This is a genomic window from Mesobacillus maritimus, from assembly GCF_019749255.1.
GTDB lineage: Bacteria > Bacillota > Bacilli > Bacillales > Cytobacillaceae > Mesobacillus_B > Mesobacillus_B maritimus_A.
In genome coordinates this window covers 1-15,857 of the sequence record NZ_JACWFH010000038.1, presented here as the reverse complement: position 1 = coordinate 15,857, position 15,857 = coordinate 1, and the positions used below count along the sequence as shown (strand labels likewise).

The window sequence follows — 15,857 nt, the reverse complement described above, 5'->3', positions numbered from 1 at the left end:
TCGAAGATTTTTCACAAGCTTACTAAGCTTCGCTATTTCGTAGTATGCCTTTAACACAACAGAATCATTAGAAAGACCTATACTCCCTGTTTAAGCAGCAGGATTGATCCACCAGCATCCTTTAGATATCATAGAACGCAAAAAAAAGAGAGCATTGAATGCTCTCTTTGCGCTATTATCTTGATGAACGAGTAGGCTTGCCACCTGTTCTTTTCGTCGCTGTACGCGGTTTATAGTTCTTGTTGCGGTTATAATCGGAACTTCTTCTGCGATCCTGCGGCTTTTTGTCTCTTCCACGGTTTGGCAGAGGCTTTTCTTCCGTTAGTTTTACTGGTGTTGTATCAGGCTCTTTGGTTAACATCTTGAGTACGGATGCAACCACAGTAGTCGCATCATGTTCACGGAGTAATTCCTCCGCAGTCTGACGGTAAAATTGCAGATTATTGGATTCAATCGTCTGAACAATTTTATCAAGAACCGCTTTTTGTTGACCTTCAAGTGCTTGGTCAAGGGTTGGAGCTTGCATACGTTCCATGCGTTTCTTCGTTGTTCTCTCAACAACTGACAGATAGGATTTTTCCCTTTGTGTTACAAATGTCAAGGCCATCCCTTGCTTACCAGCTCGGCCTGTTCGTCCAATACGGTGAACATAGCTTTCTGGATCTTGTGGAATGTCAAAGTTGTAAACATGTGTAACACCAGAAATGTCCAATCCACGCGCTGCAACGTCTGTAGCGACAAGAACATCGATTGAACCTTCTTTAAACTTACGAAGGACAGACATTCTTTTGGCTTGAGATAGGTCGCCATGAATTCCTTCAGCTGTATAGCCACGAAGATTCAAAGCCTCAGCAAGCTCATCTACCCGGCGCTTTGTACGCCCAAAAACAATTGCAAGCTCTGGTGATTGAATATCCAGCAATCTTGTTAACACATCAAACTTATTCTTTTCCTGAACTTCAACGTAATATTGTTCAATCAATGGAACCGTCATTTCACGTGCTTTTACACGAATAACTTCAGGGTTTTTCATAAACCGTTCAGCAATTTTACGGATTGGACCAGGCATTGTTGCTGAGAACAATAAAGTTTGGCGCTCTTCAGGAACGCTAGCAAGGATGCTTTCGATATCTTCAATGAAGCCCATATTCAGCATTTCATCTGCTTCATCTAAAATGACCGTTTGGACATTCTCAAGATTAATGGTTTTTCTATTAATATGGTCAAGTAGTCGACCTGGAGTACCAACAATAATATGCGGGCCCTTCTTTAGAGCACGGATTTGACGGTTAATATCCTGCCCGCCATAAATTGCAAGAACGCCAAGACGTTTACCAGCACCAATTTTATAAAGCTCTTCAGAAACCTGTACAGCCAATTCACGAGTAGGGGCAATAATAATCCCTTGAATTTGACGACGCTCCTTCTCAATTTTATCAATGAGAGGAACACCAAATGCAGCTGTTTTCCCCGTACCAGTTTGTGCCTGACCAATTAAATCCTTATTTTGCAGACTCATTGGAATTGTTTCGGCCTGGATTGGTGTTGCTTCTTCAAAACCCATGTTTTTTAGTGACTTTAGTGTAGCTGGACTTATGCCCAATTCTTCAAACAATGTCAAATTTGTTCATTCTCCTTTTTTCTTGTTCAAATGATATATTTTTTAAGTGGCTGTTTAAGTTTATCTCAACTATTGCCTTATCTGGTAAATTCGTACACCTAGGTGGAGGATTTGGTGTAGTTCACTGCGAGAGTCCAAATGAGGCTGGTCGTCAGGAGTATCGCTCGGCTAGGAGCAAAAAAATACTCTCCATACGATTGAGCCTGCCATTTTACAGGATTTTCTTACGTAGACACTTGATGTTAATCTTACCACCTGATGGAAGTGAATGCAATCAATGCGTCCTTTAATATTGACAGACTTACTCTTCGCTATAACGATAAACCTTTAAGCATGAACTACTGCTCCCCCTGCATCTAGATGGGATTTGTTCAAGTATTTTAAGTTCAATACCCTTAGTTATTATTGGAATAAACAGCCATAAAACCCATTATTCTTTTATTTATTTTCTAATAAAAATCAACCAACTGCAATCTAAAGGCATCCATTGCTTTTATAATTGTTCCCTATTTTCGTTCATTTCACACACGAAAATAAGCCTCTGTCAAACAAGGACAGAGACTTGGTTCTTATTTCTGTTGCAAGAAAGTTACCACTTCTTCAAGCTTCATTCCACGCGAAGCTTTGACCAATACCAGTGTAGAATTTGGTCGCACCAACTGCTTAATTTTATTTGAAATCATTTCTTTATCCTCATATGAAAAAACTCGATCTTCGCCTAGAACTTCCTTAGCCCCTTCCGCCATGTAAGCCCCTAATTTTCCATATGTGAAAACATAATCAATCTTGTCTGCATCTAGGGAGGAACCAATTTGATAATGGTACTTTTCTTCAAGTGGGCCGAGCTCTAACATATCCCCTAACACAAGTATTTTTCTCTCATACCCATCGAGATTAGAAATAAGCTCTATTGCAGCCTTCATCGATGTAGGGCTCGCATTATAAGCGTCGTTGATAATATTGATTCCGGCTGCTCCTTCTACGAGTTCCATCCTCATATTGGTCAATTTCAGGCTTGCGAAGCCTCCATTCATTTTTTCATAAGAAACGCCAAAAAACTCGGCAGCCAGCATTGATGCTAAAGCATTTAAGACATTATGGGTTCCAAGAACCGGTAAATGAAAAGAAACGCCACTTCGATTCGTCGTAAACGTGTTGCCAGCTGAAGTTTGTGTAATTTCCACAGGGTAAAGGTCATTCTGAGTGGATCTTCCAAACGTTCGCAACTGACCGTTTCCGTCATAAGATGACAGTCGCTCTTGTAGCAATGGTTCATCACCGTGGTATACGATTAACCCCTCATTTTGAAGACCCAGAATGATTTCAAGCTTTGCGTCCGCAATGGCTTCTCTTGAACCCAGGTCAAGGAGGTGAGATTCTCCAATATTTGTGATGATGACTGCATCTGGCTGAGCTAGCTTGGACAAAAATTCAATTTCCCCTCTGCTACTCATGCCCATTTCTAATATGGCCATTTCGGTCTCTTCTTTTAAACGCAAAATAGTCAACGGTAGACCTATATGGTTATTGAAATTCCCTTCTGTTTTTTGGACTTGAAATTCTTGTCCAAGAAGGCTCGCAACCATGTCCTTGGTGGTTGTTTTTCCGTTACTTCCAGTGATTCCAAGAACTTTTACATTTAATTGTTGACGATAATTTCTGGCAAGCTCCTGTAATGCGATTAATGTGTCTTCCACAATCAAGATTGGGAGATGAGTGGGAGGGTTCGGCACATCCTTTTGCCATAGAGCAGCTGCTGCTCCCTTATTAATTGCGTCCTCAACAAACCGGTGACCGTCGACATTTTCCCCCTTAAATGGGATAAACAGATTCCCTTCTTCAATTTTACGGGTATCAATTGTCACACCTTCTACCGAGACATCTTTTATTGCGGATCCTTCAGTTTCGTGCTTAATCATGGCCGCAATTTCAGCTAGTGATTTTTGAATCACAAAATCTTCCTCCTAAAAAACTAATTTTAACTGCATGCACAAATGGAACACGGTTGAGGATTGCCGCTTCCTTACCGTGTTCTCTCATGGTTAAAATGTATATTTAATCTTTTGTTTTTTTTCGTGTCGGTCAATCGCTAACTGCACTAGTCTTTCAATAAGCTGTGGGTATTCAACACCGGTATGTTTCCACATCAGTGGAAACATACTGAATGGGGTAAATCCAGGCATTGTATTTACTTCATTAATCAAAAATTCTCCTTTAGCCGTAAGGAAGAAGTCTGCTCGCACTAAACCGGAACAGTCTAAAGCTTTATAAGCCTTTTTGGCTAATTCCTGAAGTTCTATATACTGAGCTTCCGAAATCTCAGCTGGAATAATGAGGCCTGTATCCCCATCTTCATACTTAGCCTTATAATCATAAAACGCCTTTTTCGGAACAATTTCCCCTGGAACCGAGCATTCTGCCTCATCATTGCCAAGTACGCCAATTTCAATTTCTCTCGCTGTAACCCCTTGTTCGACAATAATTTTACGGTCAAATTGGAAGGCCTCCTTAAAGGCTTCTTCAAGTTCGGAGCGATTCGTACACTTTGAAATTCCTACACTTGATCCAAGGTTTGCTGGCTTCACAAAGCAAGGGTACCCAATGTTTGTTTCAACCTGCTGGTAGGATACTTCTTGTTGTTTTTCCCATTCACTACGAATGAATGATACATAGTCAACTTGATTCAAGCCAGCTTGTGCAAATATATTCTTCATGATTACTTTATCCATGCCTGCAGCTGAAGCCAGAACACCGTTGCCGACATATGGAAGGTTAAGCAGCTCGAGCATCCCCTGAACTGTCCCATCCTCACCATTTGGACCGTGCAATAAAGGGAAGATGACATCTAGTCTTTCCTCTTCTGAGTTTGAGTTTAGGATAGCTGGACTAGATCCAGCTGTCCCTAAAGAAAGGGCAGAGCTTGAAAATTCTAATGCTGCAACATTTTCCGCTGGGCTATTTAGCTGTGGTCCCTTAATCCACTGTCCATCTTCCGAAATATAGATTGGATGTATTTCAAATTTTTCATAATCAATTGCTTTTGTAACAGCAAGTGCTGTCTGCATAGATACCTTATGTTCTGCTGATTTGCCACCGTAAAGCAAACCGATTTTAATCTTCATAACTCGAACCTCCAGTTTTTCAATCACTTTTTCTATTTTACCACTATCTCAATTAAGATAGGGATACATTCTTATTACAATTATCTATACCTATACTCGTTATTCTTCCCCTATTATCGTATGAACCATCAAGCTTGATTTACAACCAATGTTTTAGAATATCGTAGCGGCTCTTCCATCCACTAATTGAACATATCTTTATAAAACAATGGCTAATTTCCGTTAAAACGTTGTTAAAAACCTAAAGCTGAATTTATCTAAGAAGCACTAGTTAATCGGTGAATTTCATCTTGGCTTAGAATAATGATTAAGTACAAAGTTTTTGAGAAGCGAGCATAAAAATAACGCTTAGACATTTGCCTAAGCGTTACTTTTGCTAACAATTATAACAGTTTGTTTTTACTCTTTCCCCAGGCTTTAAGCTAAGCTCCATTCTTTTATCTTTTTATCGAAGACGAGTTTGCCATCAGGTGGATTGATTCCTGCCTGGACATACTCATCAAACATATCATCCATATTAGTAAAATCCCCAATAACCCAAAGAGGAATTTCTAGGCGATTGCGATTTTGCTCGACCTTTTTTATCGAGAAAACGGCCCCTTCTTTAAATACACTAGTTAAGGATTTTAACACCTCTTTGCCAACGGGTGGATACTCTCGCTTTCTCCGAAAACTAAGAAGATTTTTTTCCGTTCTGCCCCCCGTAACTTTCCCTGAAATTACCTGACTAAGCATCCGATAAAAATCATTCATATTGCGGTAATATACCTTGCTAAACCAGCCATCATCATGTGACATATAAGCAAATCTGTTTCCTAGTTGGTTATAAAACGGAAGCTTTAAATGATGTTTCGTATGGCCTAGATATAAGACTTCGGCAATTTCTTGGGCGGAGAGAACGTTCAGTCCTTCTATTTCTTCGAAGTCCATCCAACAAAAATCACCATACCCTGCAATATTTTCCTCCATTAACTTTTCAAGATCGTCCTCCGAAACATAATTAAGCAATGTATGAATATTAAAATCCGCTTCATCAAATTGATGCTTCAGAAGTAGAATGTAATTTAATGAATCAGACAAAGAGCGAGCAAATTCAAAGAACTCAATCCCTGAAGATAAAACGTATTGATCCCTGTCGTTTAAATGAATATATAAAAGTTCATGGTTATTCGGATGATTTCTCTTCAAAAGTTATCCCCCTAGCCTTTCTTCATAACATTCTCAAGCTTATGTTGACCCAAACCCCTGTTGATATTGTTGGCAGAATAAAAATCCTTATTTTTAAATTACAGATAAACCTATATAGAATTTTAGTATGGTGTTACTTGTTATACATAGTAGGAGCGCCCTTTGTCTATAAAAGGCGCTCTATAGTATCAAATTATGTATGTAATGCTTACGAAAAGTTATTTATAAAAAACATAACAAGAAAAATGAGGAAGGCGTAAAAGGTGAGATGTAAAAGAACGGTAGCTATAAATTCCTTTAATTTTTCAAGTGCAATGGTATTGTTTCTTTTCACACGCGCCCTCATAATATCCCCCTTAAGAAGTTTTATCCAAACCAACCAGTATTTTCTTTTTATTATCATAACATATCTAACTGGGTTTGTATTAGAGCTGAAGCGGAAAAGAGCGAACATTTGCAAAAAAACTTAGCAAGGAAGAAGAAGGATGGGAAAAATGTTCCTTCCCTATTCTAGTTCATGAAATATGCTATTCCTATTCCCCTTCATTATTTCTTTTACCTCTCCTACTGACATGACAGAAAACTGTCATATTTCCAGGGAAATTGGCCGTTTATGTCTATTAGCTTATTTTGCTCCTTCACTTCTCTCTAGGCTAGCTAATATAAAAAGCTTCCAAAAGGTCATAGTATGTTTAATCTAACATAGATAATAAAAGCTTCAATTTGAATTAAATCAAAATGAAGCTTTATCGTAAAAGTTATTCACCGTTCTCATAAACAGATCCAGCTCTAAACTGATCTTCTTTCCTTGTTTCTGCATACAGCTTTCTTGCCGGAACTGCAATAGAAACTCCTTCGTTTTCTAGGATTTTCATGATTTCAAAGTTAATCTCTTCTTTTATCCGTAAGAATTCTCCCCATACAGTTGTCTTGGTAAAGAAGTAGAGGAATATTTCGTACCCATTTTCACTATATTTATCAAAGGTGGTAAAGATTGTTTCAGGATCAATTTCCTCATGTTGAGTAACTAGATACTTTAGTTGCTTTACGACATCCTCCAGCTTTCCCCTCGGTGTGTCATAAGAAACTCTTAAATTAAAACTAATTTGCCGCTTCCCCATTTTACTCCAGTTTGTAATGTTTTCATTGGCCAAGGTTGAATTCGGGACCGTTACAAGTGCCTGCGCAAAGGTTCGCACTTTTGTGCTACGAAAACTGATATCCTCCACCGTTCCCTCCACACTTGGAGTCATAATCCAATCCCCAATTGAGAAAGGTCTTTCTGAGATAATTACAACCCCTCCAACCAAGTTACCAAGGGCATCTTTAGCTGCTAGTGAAATGGCAAGACCGCCAATTCCTAGGCCAGCGACAAAACCGCTGATATTGTATCCAAACTCTTGAGCAATAATGCTGAAACAAATTGCGACAATAATCACTTTTAGGGCTTTGGATAAGAATGGAATGAGAATTTCATCAATTTCCATACTGTATTTATTGTTTAGATTCTTAAAAAATATCGAGGATGAAGAAGATAAATTCACCAACCCCCATCCTATTAAAAAGATTAGTGAGGATCTAATCAGACTAAGATAAAGTGGATTGTTTTCATTAAAATATGGAAGATACTCTGCCGAGAGAGAAACACCTAAAATTAAAAACACCCATTGTAATGGCTTTTCGAAAGCTAGCATCACTTGTGAAAAGAAATCGCTAGGCGCTTTCTTCACCACCCAAAGTAAAAACTTAAAAACATACCTTGAAAAAATCTTTCTGAAAATCATAAATAAAATAAAGATACCCATTGATATTGCTATATTTTCTAATACTTCATAAGAAACCCATGTCCCTAATATGAACATCCATTCCCCCCCTATCAAAATTTTATTGATACTATCCTACTCACAAAAAATTCATTAATAAAGGACAAAATAACAGGTTTGATTTACCATGTCTAAATGGATTTTTTGTTGAAAATTGTTGATTTATTTACAACAGTTTTATGCTACGATTAACTTTACTGATGGAGGTGTGAAATGGCAAATAGTAAACAAAGATTGAGCATGACTGTAGGGTTAATTGTAGTTGCTTTGTTTGTGCAACTTCTTTCAATAAATGCATTCTGGGCTGAGATTCTCCTTTCCTCGCTTGTTCTCTCCTTATGTATTCCTTCTATATTAGAATACCGTAAGATGAAAATTTTATCGGAAAAGAATCAACGATTAACCACTCACAACCAAGAACAACAAACAAAGATTGATCATTTAACAGAAAACAATTTGTCTCTACAAGGTCGTTTATCTGAATATAAAACCCTTTTAGAGGACCTAGACTCTATTGCCTTTACCTTCGATTTAAAAAGTGATAGATGGTCAATTTATACTGGGGACAATAGGAAAACAGATCAGAATAATATACACGAAGGGTTGTACTTGATTGAAAAGAATGTCCACCCCGAAGATAGAATGTTTTTTATAAAAAAGACTAGCCAATGGGTTTCTGGGGAAATTAAGACCTTTGAGTATCGGACGTTACAGGCAAATGGAGAAGTGCATTGGAAAGAATTACGACCAAATTCAATCGTAAATATTCTTGATGAAGTTGAAAGAATATCTGGCATGATCATTGATATAACTGATAGAAAAAAACATGAAGAAAAGCTAGCTCAAATGGCCTTTTACGATCATCTAACACAATTGCCAAACCGATTAATGCTAAAAAACCATTTAAAAAAGGTCTTATCTCGTGCTAAACGTAAAAATCATGATTTTGCGATCATGTTTATTGATTTAGATGGATTTAAAAATGTCAATGACACGCTTGGACACGATGTAGGAGATGCGCTACTGAAAGATGTAGCGATTCGCTTAAACTCTACTGTCCGAGAAGAAGATTTGGTATCTAGAATCGGTGGGGATGAGTTTATCATTGTCTTTGAGGAGACTTGTAGGGAAGAATTAGAGACGATTTCATCTCGAATGATTGATAGTATCGGAAACCCCTATTTCCTTGCTGATAAGGAGGCCCATGTCACACCTAGTATTGGAATTGCCCTTTTTCCTGAGCATGGAGATGAGATTGATTCGTTAATCGATCATGCGGACAAGGCCATGTATGCTGCCAAAAACAATGGAAAGAGCACCTATCAATTTTACAGTCATGATCTGCAGTATGAAGAAGAATCTCACAGAGAATCTCTAATCGATAAGTTTAGAAAAATATTTCTAAAATAAAAAGGCATAAGAGGGTTTATTCCCTCCTATGCCTTTTATCATTCTACCCGTTATTCCTTTAAGCCCATTTCTTGTTCAACAACCGCGACGATACGGTTAACATATTCTCTGCACTGATCCTCTGTCGGCGCTTCAGCCATTACTCTAACTAGAGGTTCTGTACCAGACGGACGAACGAGGATACGACCATTTCCGTTCATTTCTTCCTCTACCTGCTTGATTACTTCGCTTACCTTCTCATTATCTGTCACGTGATGTTTATCAACTACTCGAACATTCACTAGGACCTGAGGAAACTTTTTCATTTCAGCCGCAAGTTCAGATAATCTTTTTTCAGTCGATTTCATAATATTAACTAACTGCAGGCCTGTGAGTAGCCCATCCCCAGTAGTATTATAATCAAGGAAGATAATATGTCCTGATTGTTCTCCACCGAGATTATAGCCATTTCGCTTCATTTCTTCGACTACATATCGATCTCCAACCGCTGTAGGGATACTCTTTATTCCTTTTGATTCTAGCGCTTTATAAAAGCCCAAGTTGCTCATTACTGTTGAAACCACCGTATTTTGCTTCAAACGACTTTTTTCATTTAAATACTTTGCGCAGATATACATAATTTGATCCCCATCAACTACTTGTCCATTTTCGTCAATAGCAATGAGTCGGTCTCCATCTCCGTCGAATGCTAGTCCAACATCCGCTCCCTTTTCTTTCACATACGCAGCAAGTACCTCAGGATGAGTAGATCCTACTCCATCATTAATGTTGAGACCATTAGGAGATGCTCCCATTGTCGAAATATCTGCATCTAAATCAGCGAATAAATGCATAGCTAATGATGATGTAGCACCATGAGCGCAGTCTAAAGCTACATGGATACCAGAGAAATCCTCATCAACCGTTTGCTTTAAATATTGTAAGTATTTTTGTCCACCTTCAAAGTAATCATTTACTTGTCCTAAGTTGGCTCCAACAGGACGTGGCAGCTGATCCTCTTCAAGGTCCATTAATCCTTCGATTTCTAGTTCTTGTTCGTCAGAAAGCTTGTAGCCATCCGGTCCAAAAAACTTAATTCCATTATCTGCAACTGGATTATGAGAAGCAGAAATCATCACCCCTGCTTGGGCACCTAAAGCTTTCGTAAGATAAGAGACTCCAGGGGTAGAAATAACCCCAAGACGCATAACTTCCGCGCCAATAGATAAGAGACCCGCTACTAATGCTCCCTCAAGCATATGCCCAGAAATTCGTGTATCACGACCAATTAATACTTTTGGTCTATCCTTGTCCTTGGTTAAGACATATCCACCAAATCTACCTAGTTTAAAAGCTAACTCAGGAGTTAGTTCACTATTTGCCACTCCGCGTACTCCATCAGTACCGAAATATTTTCCCATTCTATCAATCGCTCCTTATTTAACGGCTAGTACTTACAAGCCAGCCTTCTTCTCTATATCATTTGTATCCTAAGAAATAGAATTAGTCTTTTATGTTTCTTTTTTAGTAATAGAGATATTAGCCTTTTGTGATGCTAATTTCCAACTAATCTCATCTGGTGCTGAAACCTGGATATCCACACTATGCTCTCCTTCGACAAGACCCGATATATCGATTAGTAATTCGAAATTAGTAGGCTCCAGGGACTCTACCAATTCAGTTTGTCCACTAGCCTGTACGCTAGTCCGGCCATTTACCGGATCGATGAATTCTATCTCTAAATCCTCAGCCTGTCCCGAAACATTAATTGGGACATCAGAGATTGTTACCTCTTCCTGCTTTTTCACCTTAACCGTCAGCTTAGCCGTCTGAGGGGAAACTTCCACTACCCCATTTGAGATAATAATTGGGAGGGTTACCTCAGAGTCTTCGGTAATATTGCTAACATCAACCTCAACCCTGACTTTCTTCACCTCTGCTAATATATCAGGGCTTGCTGTAATTGTAGCTTCCTCGACATCGGAAGTGATTGAATCAATAGTCACTCCTTCGGGTGGGGTTCCTTTAGGAATAATATCGATTGGAACCTTTTTACTTGACCGTTCCACAGGAATTGTAACCTCAACCACTCTAGGGTCAACAATTACATCAAGCTTATTCATGTCCTTGTCCAATACGAGGACTTCAGCCCCCTTAGAGATGGTTTCTCGAGTTTTCTCCCCAATATTGACATTTGCTTTAACATAGTTAATTCTATCAACTACATCTTTCGCTCCTGTTATCTTTACTTTTGCAGGCTTTATGCTGGCAGCCCCTGATATAAATCCATCGGCAATCATGGTTGAATTAAACTCAGCATCTACCGGATAATCCTTTGTTACACGCTCTTGAATTGAAACGGTGATGTTCGAAGGATCAATCGTTACGGTCAGCCGTTCAGAAATATCGCGAATATTAATTTGAATTTGATGTTCTCCCATTTCAAGCTCAGTTAAATCTACATACACTTCGAAATCCCTTAATGCTTTAGCTTGTTGTACGATATTCCTAGGCCCTTGTATCGTTACATCCACGGTTTCTGGTATCCCTGTAACAACCAAATTTTCCGAGTCATAGTAACTTTTAACTGGTACATCAGAAATCAATTCCGTATTTTCATTAGAAGGGACATTTATATTCCCCGGTTTATCCGGGTCTGTTTTTGGTACGGATGAAAACAATAAAAAGGCTAAAAGAAGAGCAACACCCCTTAGGAACCACGGGTTATCTAACCATTTATCCATTCTTCTTCACCCTCCAATTCCACCGGGTTGAAGTTGTACCATTGATCTTCGTAGATGACATTAATTCGTTTTGTAATAGCTCGGTTAACTGCTCCATACTTACATCCCGATATAACTCAGCATTTTTAGTAAGAGAAATATTTCCTGTCTCCTCTGAGACAATGACGGTTACACTATCTGTCACCTCACTGATTCCGAGTGCCGCCCGGTGCCGAGTACCCAGCTCCTTAGAGATAAATGGACTTTCGGATAAGGGTAAATAACAAGCAGCCGCAGCGACATGACCCTTTTGAATAACGACAGCTCCATCATGAAGTGGGGTATTAGGAATAAAGATATTGATCAGCAATTCAGAAGAAATCTTTGAATCAAGCTGAATTCCAGTCTCAATATAATCCCCCATTCCGGTTTCACGTTCAATCGAAATAAGGGCCCCTATCCTTCGTTTAGCCATATAGTCTGTTGCTTTAATGATGGACTCCACCATTTTCTCTTCATTCTCTTCCTCGGTAGCAGCAGACCTTGAAAACAGACGACCTCTTCCCAATTGTTCAAGTGCCCGCCTAAATTCAGGCTGAAAGATAATAATGATAGCGAGAAAACCCCAGGTAATCGCTTGTTCCATGATCCATCCAAGTGTATTTAACCCAAACACATCACTGGTAAATTTAATGATTAGGATGACAAAGATCCCTTTTAATAATTGTACTGCTTTTGTTCCTCGTATATATCCCATCGCCTTATATATGACAAACCAAACAAGGAGTATGTCAACAATATTGGCCAGATATTTTACTAAATCATAATCAGCAAATGACATTGCCTTTCCTCCAAAAGTTTAGTTAGAACACGATGTACAGTTCAATGGATGTATCCAGCTTATTTTTAACTTTATTATTATATCACATTAGATGGTGTTTTTATGAATACTCTCGTAAAGCCATTAGAAAAGCGGAAGCGCCCTGTATAGCAGCGTATGGCCTGGGACCCTCCAACTGAGATAAAGCAAACACGAAGCGCTTAAAAAAACGCTTTGATGTCGACTTATCGTAGAGCGGAGAGAGAAGGACATTAGCCGCTAGGGCGCTGAGTTAGACATTTCTCTAAGTTAACACTATTATACTTCTTTAGCTTTTAAAAAGAGAGCCACTCAATACTGGAGTGACTGTTCTTGTTCATCATCTAAGTTTAATGTTTTTGTAACTGTTGTTTTTATATGATACCAAATCCATTCAAATAGTGCATCTACTTCCCTAATTTCCCCGGTAACATGCCCTGCGGAAGCCAAGTACTTCTCGCCGTTAATAACCGTTACATCCCCTTGAACTTCACCCTCAATTTGCACCTTACCATTTCGAACAACGATGTCACCTGTAACAACTTCCCCTTCAGGAACAATTACCGTATTATTTTCAACAACTAAATTCGGTTGCTTTGAAAATGAAAATTGCTCGTCTTGGTTCCAACTCGTAAAAAGACTCCCAGCCATAAGCACGATAAACAGCGATGCGGCGGCGAGCAAAGGATGATGTTTCAACCAACGACTCACTTCTATCCTTTTATCCTCCTTTGGGAGGTTCGCCATAATACCCGAGGTAAAATCATCTGGCGCTTTAATATGTGCAGTACTTTGAACAAAGGCAATCGCCTTTTTTAATTCTTTAAAATGTTGTTCACAACTAGGACAGGTCCGCAAGTGTTCCCTAAGTTCCTGTTCATTTTCATTAGATATATCTTCATCTAGAAATTCATGCATATATGCAATATATTTTTCTGGACAACTCACTTTCCTTCACCTCAGCTTTATAGATTTTTTAATCGTTTCCTAAGGTTTTCCCGTCCCCTGTGCATTCGGGTTTTTACAGTTCCTAATGGCAAATCCAAAATCTCACTAATTTCATTTAAAGAGAGCTCTTCGATGTATTTTAAGACTATGACTGCTCTATACTTTTCAGGTAGATTCGATATTTCCTTTTGGACCACTTCCTGAAGCTCCATGCGGGCTAATTGATCTTCAGGCATGTCTGTATCCGAAGCTATTTGAGAATACATGGTCAATCCTTCTGTTCCTGGTACCTCAGCATCAAGAAAGTAATCAGGTTTTTTCTTTCGAATGCGGTCAATACATAAATTTGTCGCAATCCGATAAATCCATGACGAGAACTTCTTACTTTGATTAAATCCGTGTATATTTATATATGCACGAATAAATGCCTCTTGTGCAACATCTTCTGCTTCATGACGGTTCCCGAGCATCCTGTAGCAGAGTTGAAAAATTTTATCTTTGTATAGTTCAACAATTTCCCCATAGGCATTTTGGTCACCTTTTAAAACTTGTTTAATCCGCGAATTAACGATTGTTTCCATTCTAAACCTCCGCTCTACTACCTGCGGCTATCCTAAATACGTACTGATAGCTAAAAAGGTTTCACTTTTAGAAACCTCAATATTAAACATTCTAACAAATTTTTCAAACTTTTGTTTAAAAAGACTGGAAAAGGATATAAAAATAATAGACCAGCGAAAAGTGGTGACGAGATATGAACCTTCCAATATTAAAGAGGGATATTGAAAACTGCCGAGAAGAGATGGTACAGTTAGCCTTAAATACCTCTATGAACGATCAGCGTGTAATTGAAGCAAGTAAAAAGCTAGACCATTTAATAAACTTGTATTTTAAATTCTCTACTAAATGTTCTTAAATAGTGAAAAAGGGAATGCAGTAGTTGAAACTCAACCACTGCATTCCCTTTTTATTTTAAATTTCTTCAGTTAAACAAAAATAAAAAACGTCATAAATCAGATCGATTCATGACGTTGCTAAAGTATGTAATTGGTGGAGCCTAGCGGGATCGAACCGCTGACCTCCTGCGTGCAAAGCAGGCGCTCTCCCAGCTGAGCTAAGGCCCCATAATTTAAAATGGAGCGGAAGACGGGATTCGAACCCGCGACCCCAACCTTGGCAAGGTTGTATTCTACCACTGAACTACTTCCGCATATAAAGGATTGTAGCCACAATAATTGCAATACAAAAAACCATTTTAATTTGTAATTAAGAGTGAGCCATGAAGGACTCGAACCTTCGACCCTCTGATTAAAAGTCAGATGCTCTACCAACTGAGCTAATGGCTCAAAAATTGCAGAAAATTATATTCCTCTGCAGGATATGAAATGGCATATGTGATGTTCAAAAAATGGCTGGGCTAGCAGGATTCGAACCTACGAATGACGGAGTCAAAGTCCGTTGCCTTACCGCTTGGCTATAGCCCAAAGAACAAAATAAAAAGGACACTACTATCTTGTCCAAGTTTACTTAAAAGTATAATGGTGGAGGGGGACGGATTCGAACCGCCGAACCCGAAGGAGCGGATTTACAGTCCGCCGCGTTTAGCCACTTCGCTACCCCTCCAGAGAGTGCCGGCCAGAGGACTTGAACCCCCAACCTACTGATTACAAGTCAGTTGCTCTACCAATTGAGCTAGGCCGGCAAAATGGAAAGTTATTTTCGCTTACGCAAAAAAATTATGGTGGAGGATGACGGGATCGAACCGCCGACCCTCTGCTTGTAAGGCAGATGCTCTCCCAGCTGAGCTAATCCTCCGATATGGAAAGTTATTTTCGCTATGCGAAAAAATATGGTGACCCCTACGGGATTCGAACCCGTGTTACCGCCGTGAAAGGGCGGTGTCTTAACCGCTTGACCAAGGGGCCATTCAAGAAATTTAAGCGAGAGCTTCCAAGCGGGCTCGAACCGCTGACCTCTTCCTTACCATGGAAGTGCTCTACCTACTGAGCTATGGAAGCATAGCTTGAATAATTTAAGTTTGTGAAATAGATCTTTTCAAAAAAATGGCTCCGCAGGTAGGACTCGAACCTACGACCGTTCGGTTAACAGCCGAATGCTCTACCAACTGAGCTACTGCGGAATAGTGGTATTAGAAAACCGCCTGGCAACGTCCTACTCTCACAG

Annotated in this window: 12 protein-coding genes and 10 tRNA genes; 2 read left to right on the top strand and 20 right to left on the bottom strand. The window is 39.2% G+C overall.

What is annotated here, in order from left to right; translation table 11 throughout:
• Positions 1-175 precede the first annotated feature (175 nt).
• From cshA to H0185_RS22640, 5 genes are all read right to left on the bottom strand, one after another.
• Positions 176-1,621, bottom strand: coding sequence for a degradosome RNA helicase CshA (gene cshA, locus H0185_RS22660; protein WP_281427673.1), 1,446 nt, complete (start codon positions 1,619-1,621; stop codon positions 176-178).
• A gap of 569 nt (positions 1,622-2,190) precedes the next feature.
• On the bottom strand, positions 2,191-3,573 hold the full coding sequence (locus H0185_RS22655; protein ID WP_343223203.1) for a UDP-N-acetylmuramoyl-tripeptide--D-alanyl-D-alanine ligase: 1,383 nt from the start codon (positions 3,571-3,573) through the stop codon (positions 2,191-2,193).
• 90 nt (positions 3,574-3,663) lie between these two features.
• Positions 3,664-4,743 carry a D-alanine--D-alanine ligase gene (locus H0185_RS22650; RefSeq protein WP_221875766.1) on the bottom strand — a complete coding sequence of 360 codons (1,080 nt, stop codon included), beginning with the start codon at positions 4,741-4,743 and terminating at the stop codon, positions 3,664-3,666.
• A 417-nt stretch (positions 4,744-5,160) separates the two neighbouring features.
• Positions 5,161-5,931: a hypothetical protein gene (locus tag H0185_RS22645; protein WP_221875765.1), complete on the bottom strand. Its 771-nt coding sequence runs from the start codon at positions 5,929-5,931 to the stop codon at positions 5,161-5,163.
• 758 nt (positions 5,932-6,689) lie between these two features.
• Positions 6,690-7,793, bottom strand: coding sequence for a mechanosensitive ion channel family protein (locus H0185_RS22640; RefSeq protein WP_221875764.1), 1,104 nt, complete (start codon positions 7,791-7,793; stop codon positions 6,690-6,692).
• 174 nt (positions 7,794-7,967) lie between these two features.
• Here H0185_RS22640 and H0185_RS22635 point away from each other — a divergent pair, with 174 nt between their 5' ends.
• Positions 7,968-9,164 (top strand): sensor domain-containing diguanylate cyclase, encoded by a 1,197-nt coding sequence (locus H0185_RS22635; protein ID WP_221875763.1) that lies wholly within the window; start codon positions 7,968-7,970, stop codon positions 9,162-9,164.
• A 50-nt stretch (positions 9,165-9,214) separates the two neighbouring features.
• On the opposite strand, the gene glmM is transcribed toward H0185_RS22635, so the two are convergent.
• The 5 genes from glmM to sigW form a co-directional block, all read right to left on the bottom strand.
• Positions 9,215-10,564, bottom strand: coding sequence for a phosphoglucosamine mutase (gene glmM / locus H0185_RS22630; RefSeq protein ID WP_221875762.1), 1,350 nt, complete (start codon positions 10,562-10,564; stop codon positions 9,215-9,217).
• Between the two features lie 90 nt (positions 10,565-10,654).
• Positions 10,655-11,887, bottom strand: coding sequence for a CdaR family protein (locus H0185_RS22625; protein WP_221875761.1), 1,233 nt, complete (start codon positions 11,885-11,887; stop codon positions 10,655-10,657).
• Positions 11,880-12,707: a diadenylate cyclase CdaA gene (cdaA, locus tag H0185_RS22620; protein ID WP_221875760.1), complete on the bottom strand. Its 828-nt coding sequence runs from the start codon at positions 12,705-12,707 to the stop codon at positions 11,880-11,882. Before cdaA ends, H0185_RS22625 begins: the two co-directional genes overlap by 8 nt.
• 330 nt (positions 12,708-13,037) lie before the next feature.
• Positions 13,038-13,673 (bottom strand): anti-sigma factor family protein, encoded by a 636-nt coding sequence (locus tag H0185_RS22615; RefSeq protein ID WP_221875759.1) that lies wholly within the window; start codon positions 13,671-13,673, stop codon positions 13,038-13,040.
• A 17-nt stretch (positions 13,674-13,690) separates the two neighbouring features.
• Positions 13,691-14,254: an RNA polymerase sigma factor SigW gene (gene sigW / locus H0185_RS22610; protein ID WP_221875758.1), complete on the bottom strand. Its 564-nt coding sequence runs from the start codon at positions 14,252-14,254 to the stop codon at positions 13,691-13,693.
• A 173-nt stretch (positions 14,255-14,427) separates the two neighbouring features.
• On the opposite strand from sigW, the gene H0185_RS22605 reads away from it, so the two are divergent.
• The gene (locus H0185_RS22605) at positions 14,428-14,589 is read left to right on the top strand and encodes an aspartyl-phosphate phosphatase Spo0E family protein (RefSeq protein WP_221875757.1); all 162 of its coding nucleotides are present in this window, start codon (positions 14,428-14,430) and stop codon (positions 14,587-14,589) included.
• A gap of 132 nt (positions 14,590-14,721) precedes the next feature.
• Here the strand turns inward: H0185_RS22605 and H0185_RS22600 are convergent.
• The 10 genes from H0185_RS22600 to H0185_RS22555 form a co-directional block, all read right to left on the bottom strand.
• Positions 14,722-14,797: transfer RNA gene (locus H0185_RS22600), tRNA-Ala, on the bottom strand.
• A gap of 11 nt (positions 14,798-14,808) precedes the next feature.
• Positions 14,809-14,883: transfer RNA gene (locus H0185_RS22595), tRNA-Gly, on the bottom strand.
• 63 nt (positions 14,884-14,946) lie between these two features.
• A tRNA-Lys gene (locus H0185_RS22590) sits at positions 14,947-15,019 on the bottom strand.
• 63 nt (positions 15,020-15,082) lie between these two features.
• Positions 15,083-15,157, bottom strand: a tRNA-Gln gene (locus H0185_RS22585).
• 55 nt (positions 15,158-15,212) lie between these two features.
• A tRNA-Tyr gene (locus H0185_RS22580) sits at positions 15,213-15,296 on the bottom strand.
• A 6-nt stretch (positions 15,297-15,302) separates the two neighbouring features.
• Positions 15,303-15,375: transfer RNA gene (locus tag H0185_RS22575), tRNA-Thr, on the bottom strand.
• Between the two features lie 37 nt (positions 15,376-15,412).
• Positions 15,413-15,488: transfer RNA gene (locus H0185_RS22570), tRNA-Val, on the bottom strand.
• Positions 15,489-15,523: 35 nt separating this feature from the next.
• Positions 15,524-15,598, bottom strand: a tRNA-Glu gene (locus tag H0185_RS22565).
• A 20-nt stretch (positions 15,599-15,618) separates the two neighbouring features.
• Positions 15,619-15,691, bottom strand: a tRNA-Thr gene (locus H0185_RS22560).
• A gap of 46 nt (positions 15,692-15,737) precedes the next feature.
• Positions 15,738-15,813: transfer RNA gene (locus H0185_RS22555), tRNA-Asn, on the bottom strand.
• Positions 15,814-15,857 lie beyond the last annotated feature (44 nt).

Excerpts from the sequence above, each read along its gene's own strand:
- H0185_RS22650 (WP_221875766.1), bottom strand. The coding sequence starts at position 4,743 with ATGAAGATTAAAATCGGTTTGCTTTACGGTGGCAAATCAGCAGAACAT.
- H0185_RS22640 (WP_221875764.1), bottom strand. The coding sequence starts at position 7,793 with ATGTTCATATTAGGGACATGGGTTTCTTATGAAGTATTAGAAAATATA.
- H0185_RS22635 (WP_221875763.1), top strand. The coding sequence starts at position 7,968 with ATGGCAAATAGTAAACAAAGATTGAGCATGACTGTAGGGTTAATTGTA.
- glmM (WP_221875762.1), bottom strand. The coding sequence starts at position 10,564 with ATGGGAAAATATTTCGGTACTGATGGAGTACGCGGAGTGGCAAATAGT.
- H0185_RS22625 (WP_221875761.1), bottom strand. The coding sequence starts at position 11,887 with ATGGATAAATGGTTAGATAACCCGTGGTTCCTAAGGGGTGTTGCTCTT.
- cdaA (WP_221875760.1), bottom strand. The coding sequence starts at position 12,707 with ATGTCATTTGCTGATTATGATTTAGTAAAATATCTGGCCAATATTGTT.
- sigW (WP_221875758.1), bottom strand. The coding sequence starts at position 14,254 with ATGGAAACAATCGTTAATTCGCGGATTAAACAAGTTTTAAAAGGTGAC.
- H0185_RS22605 (WP_221875757.1), top strand. The coding sequence starts at position 14,428 with ATGAACCTTCCAATATTAAAGAGGGATATTGAAAACTGCCGAGAAGAG.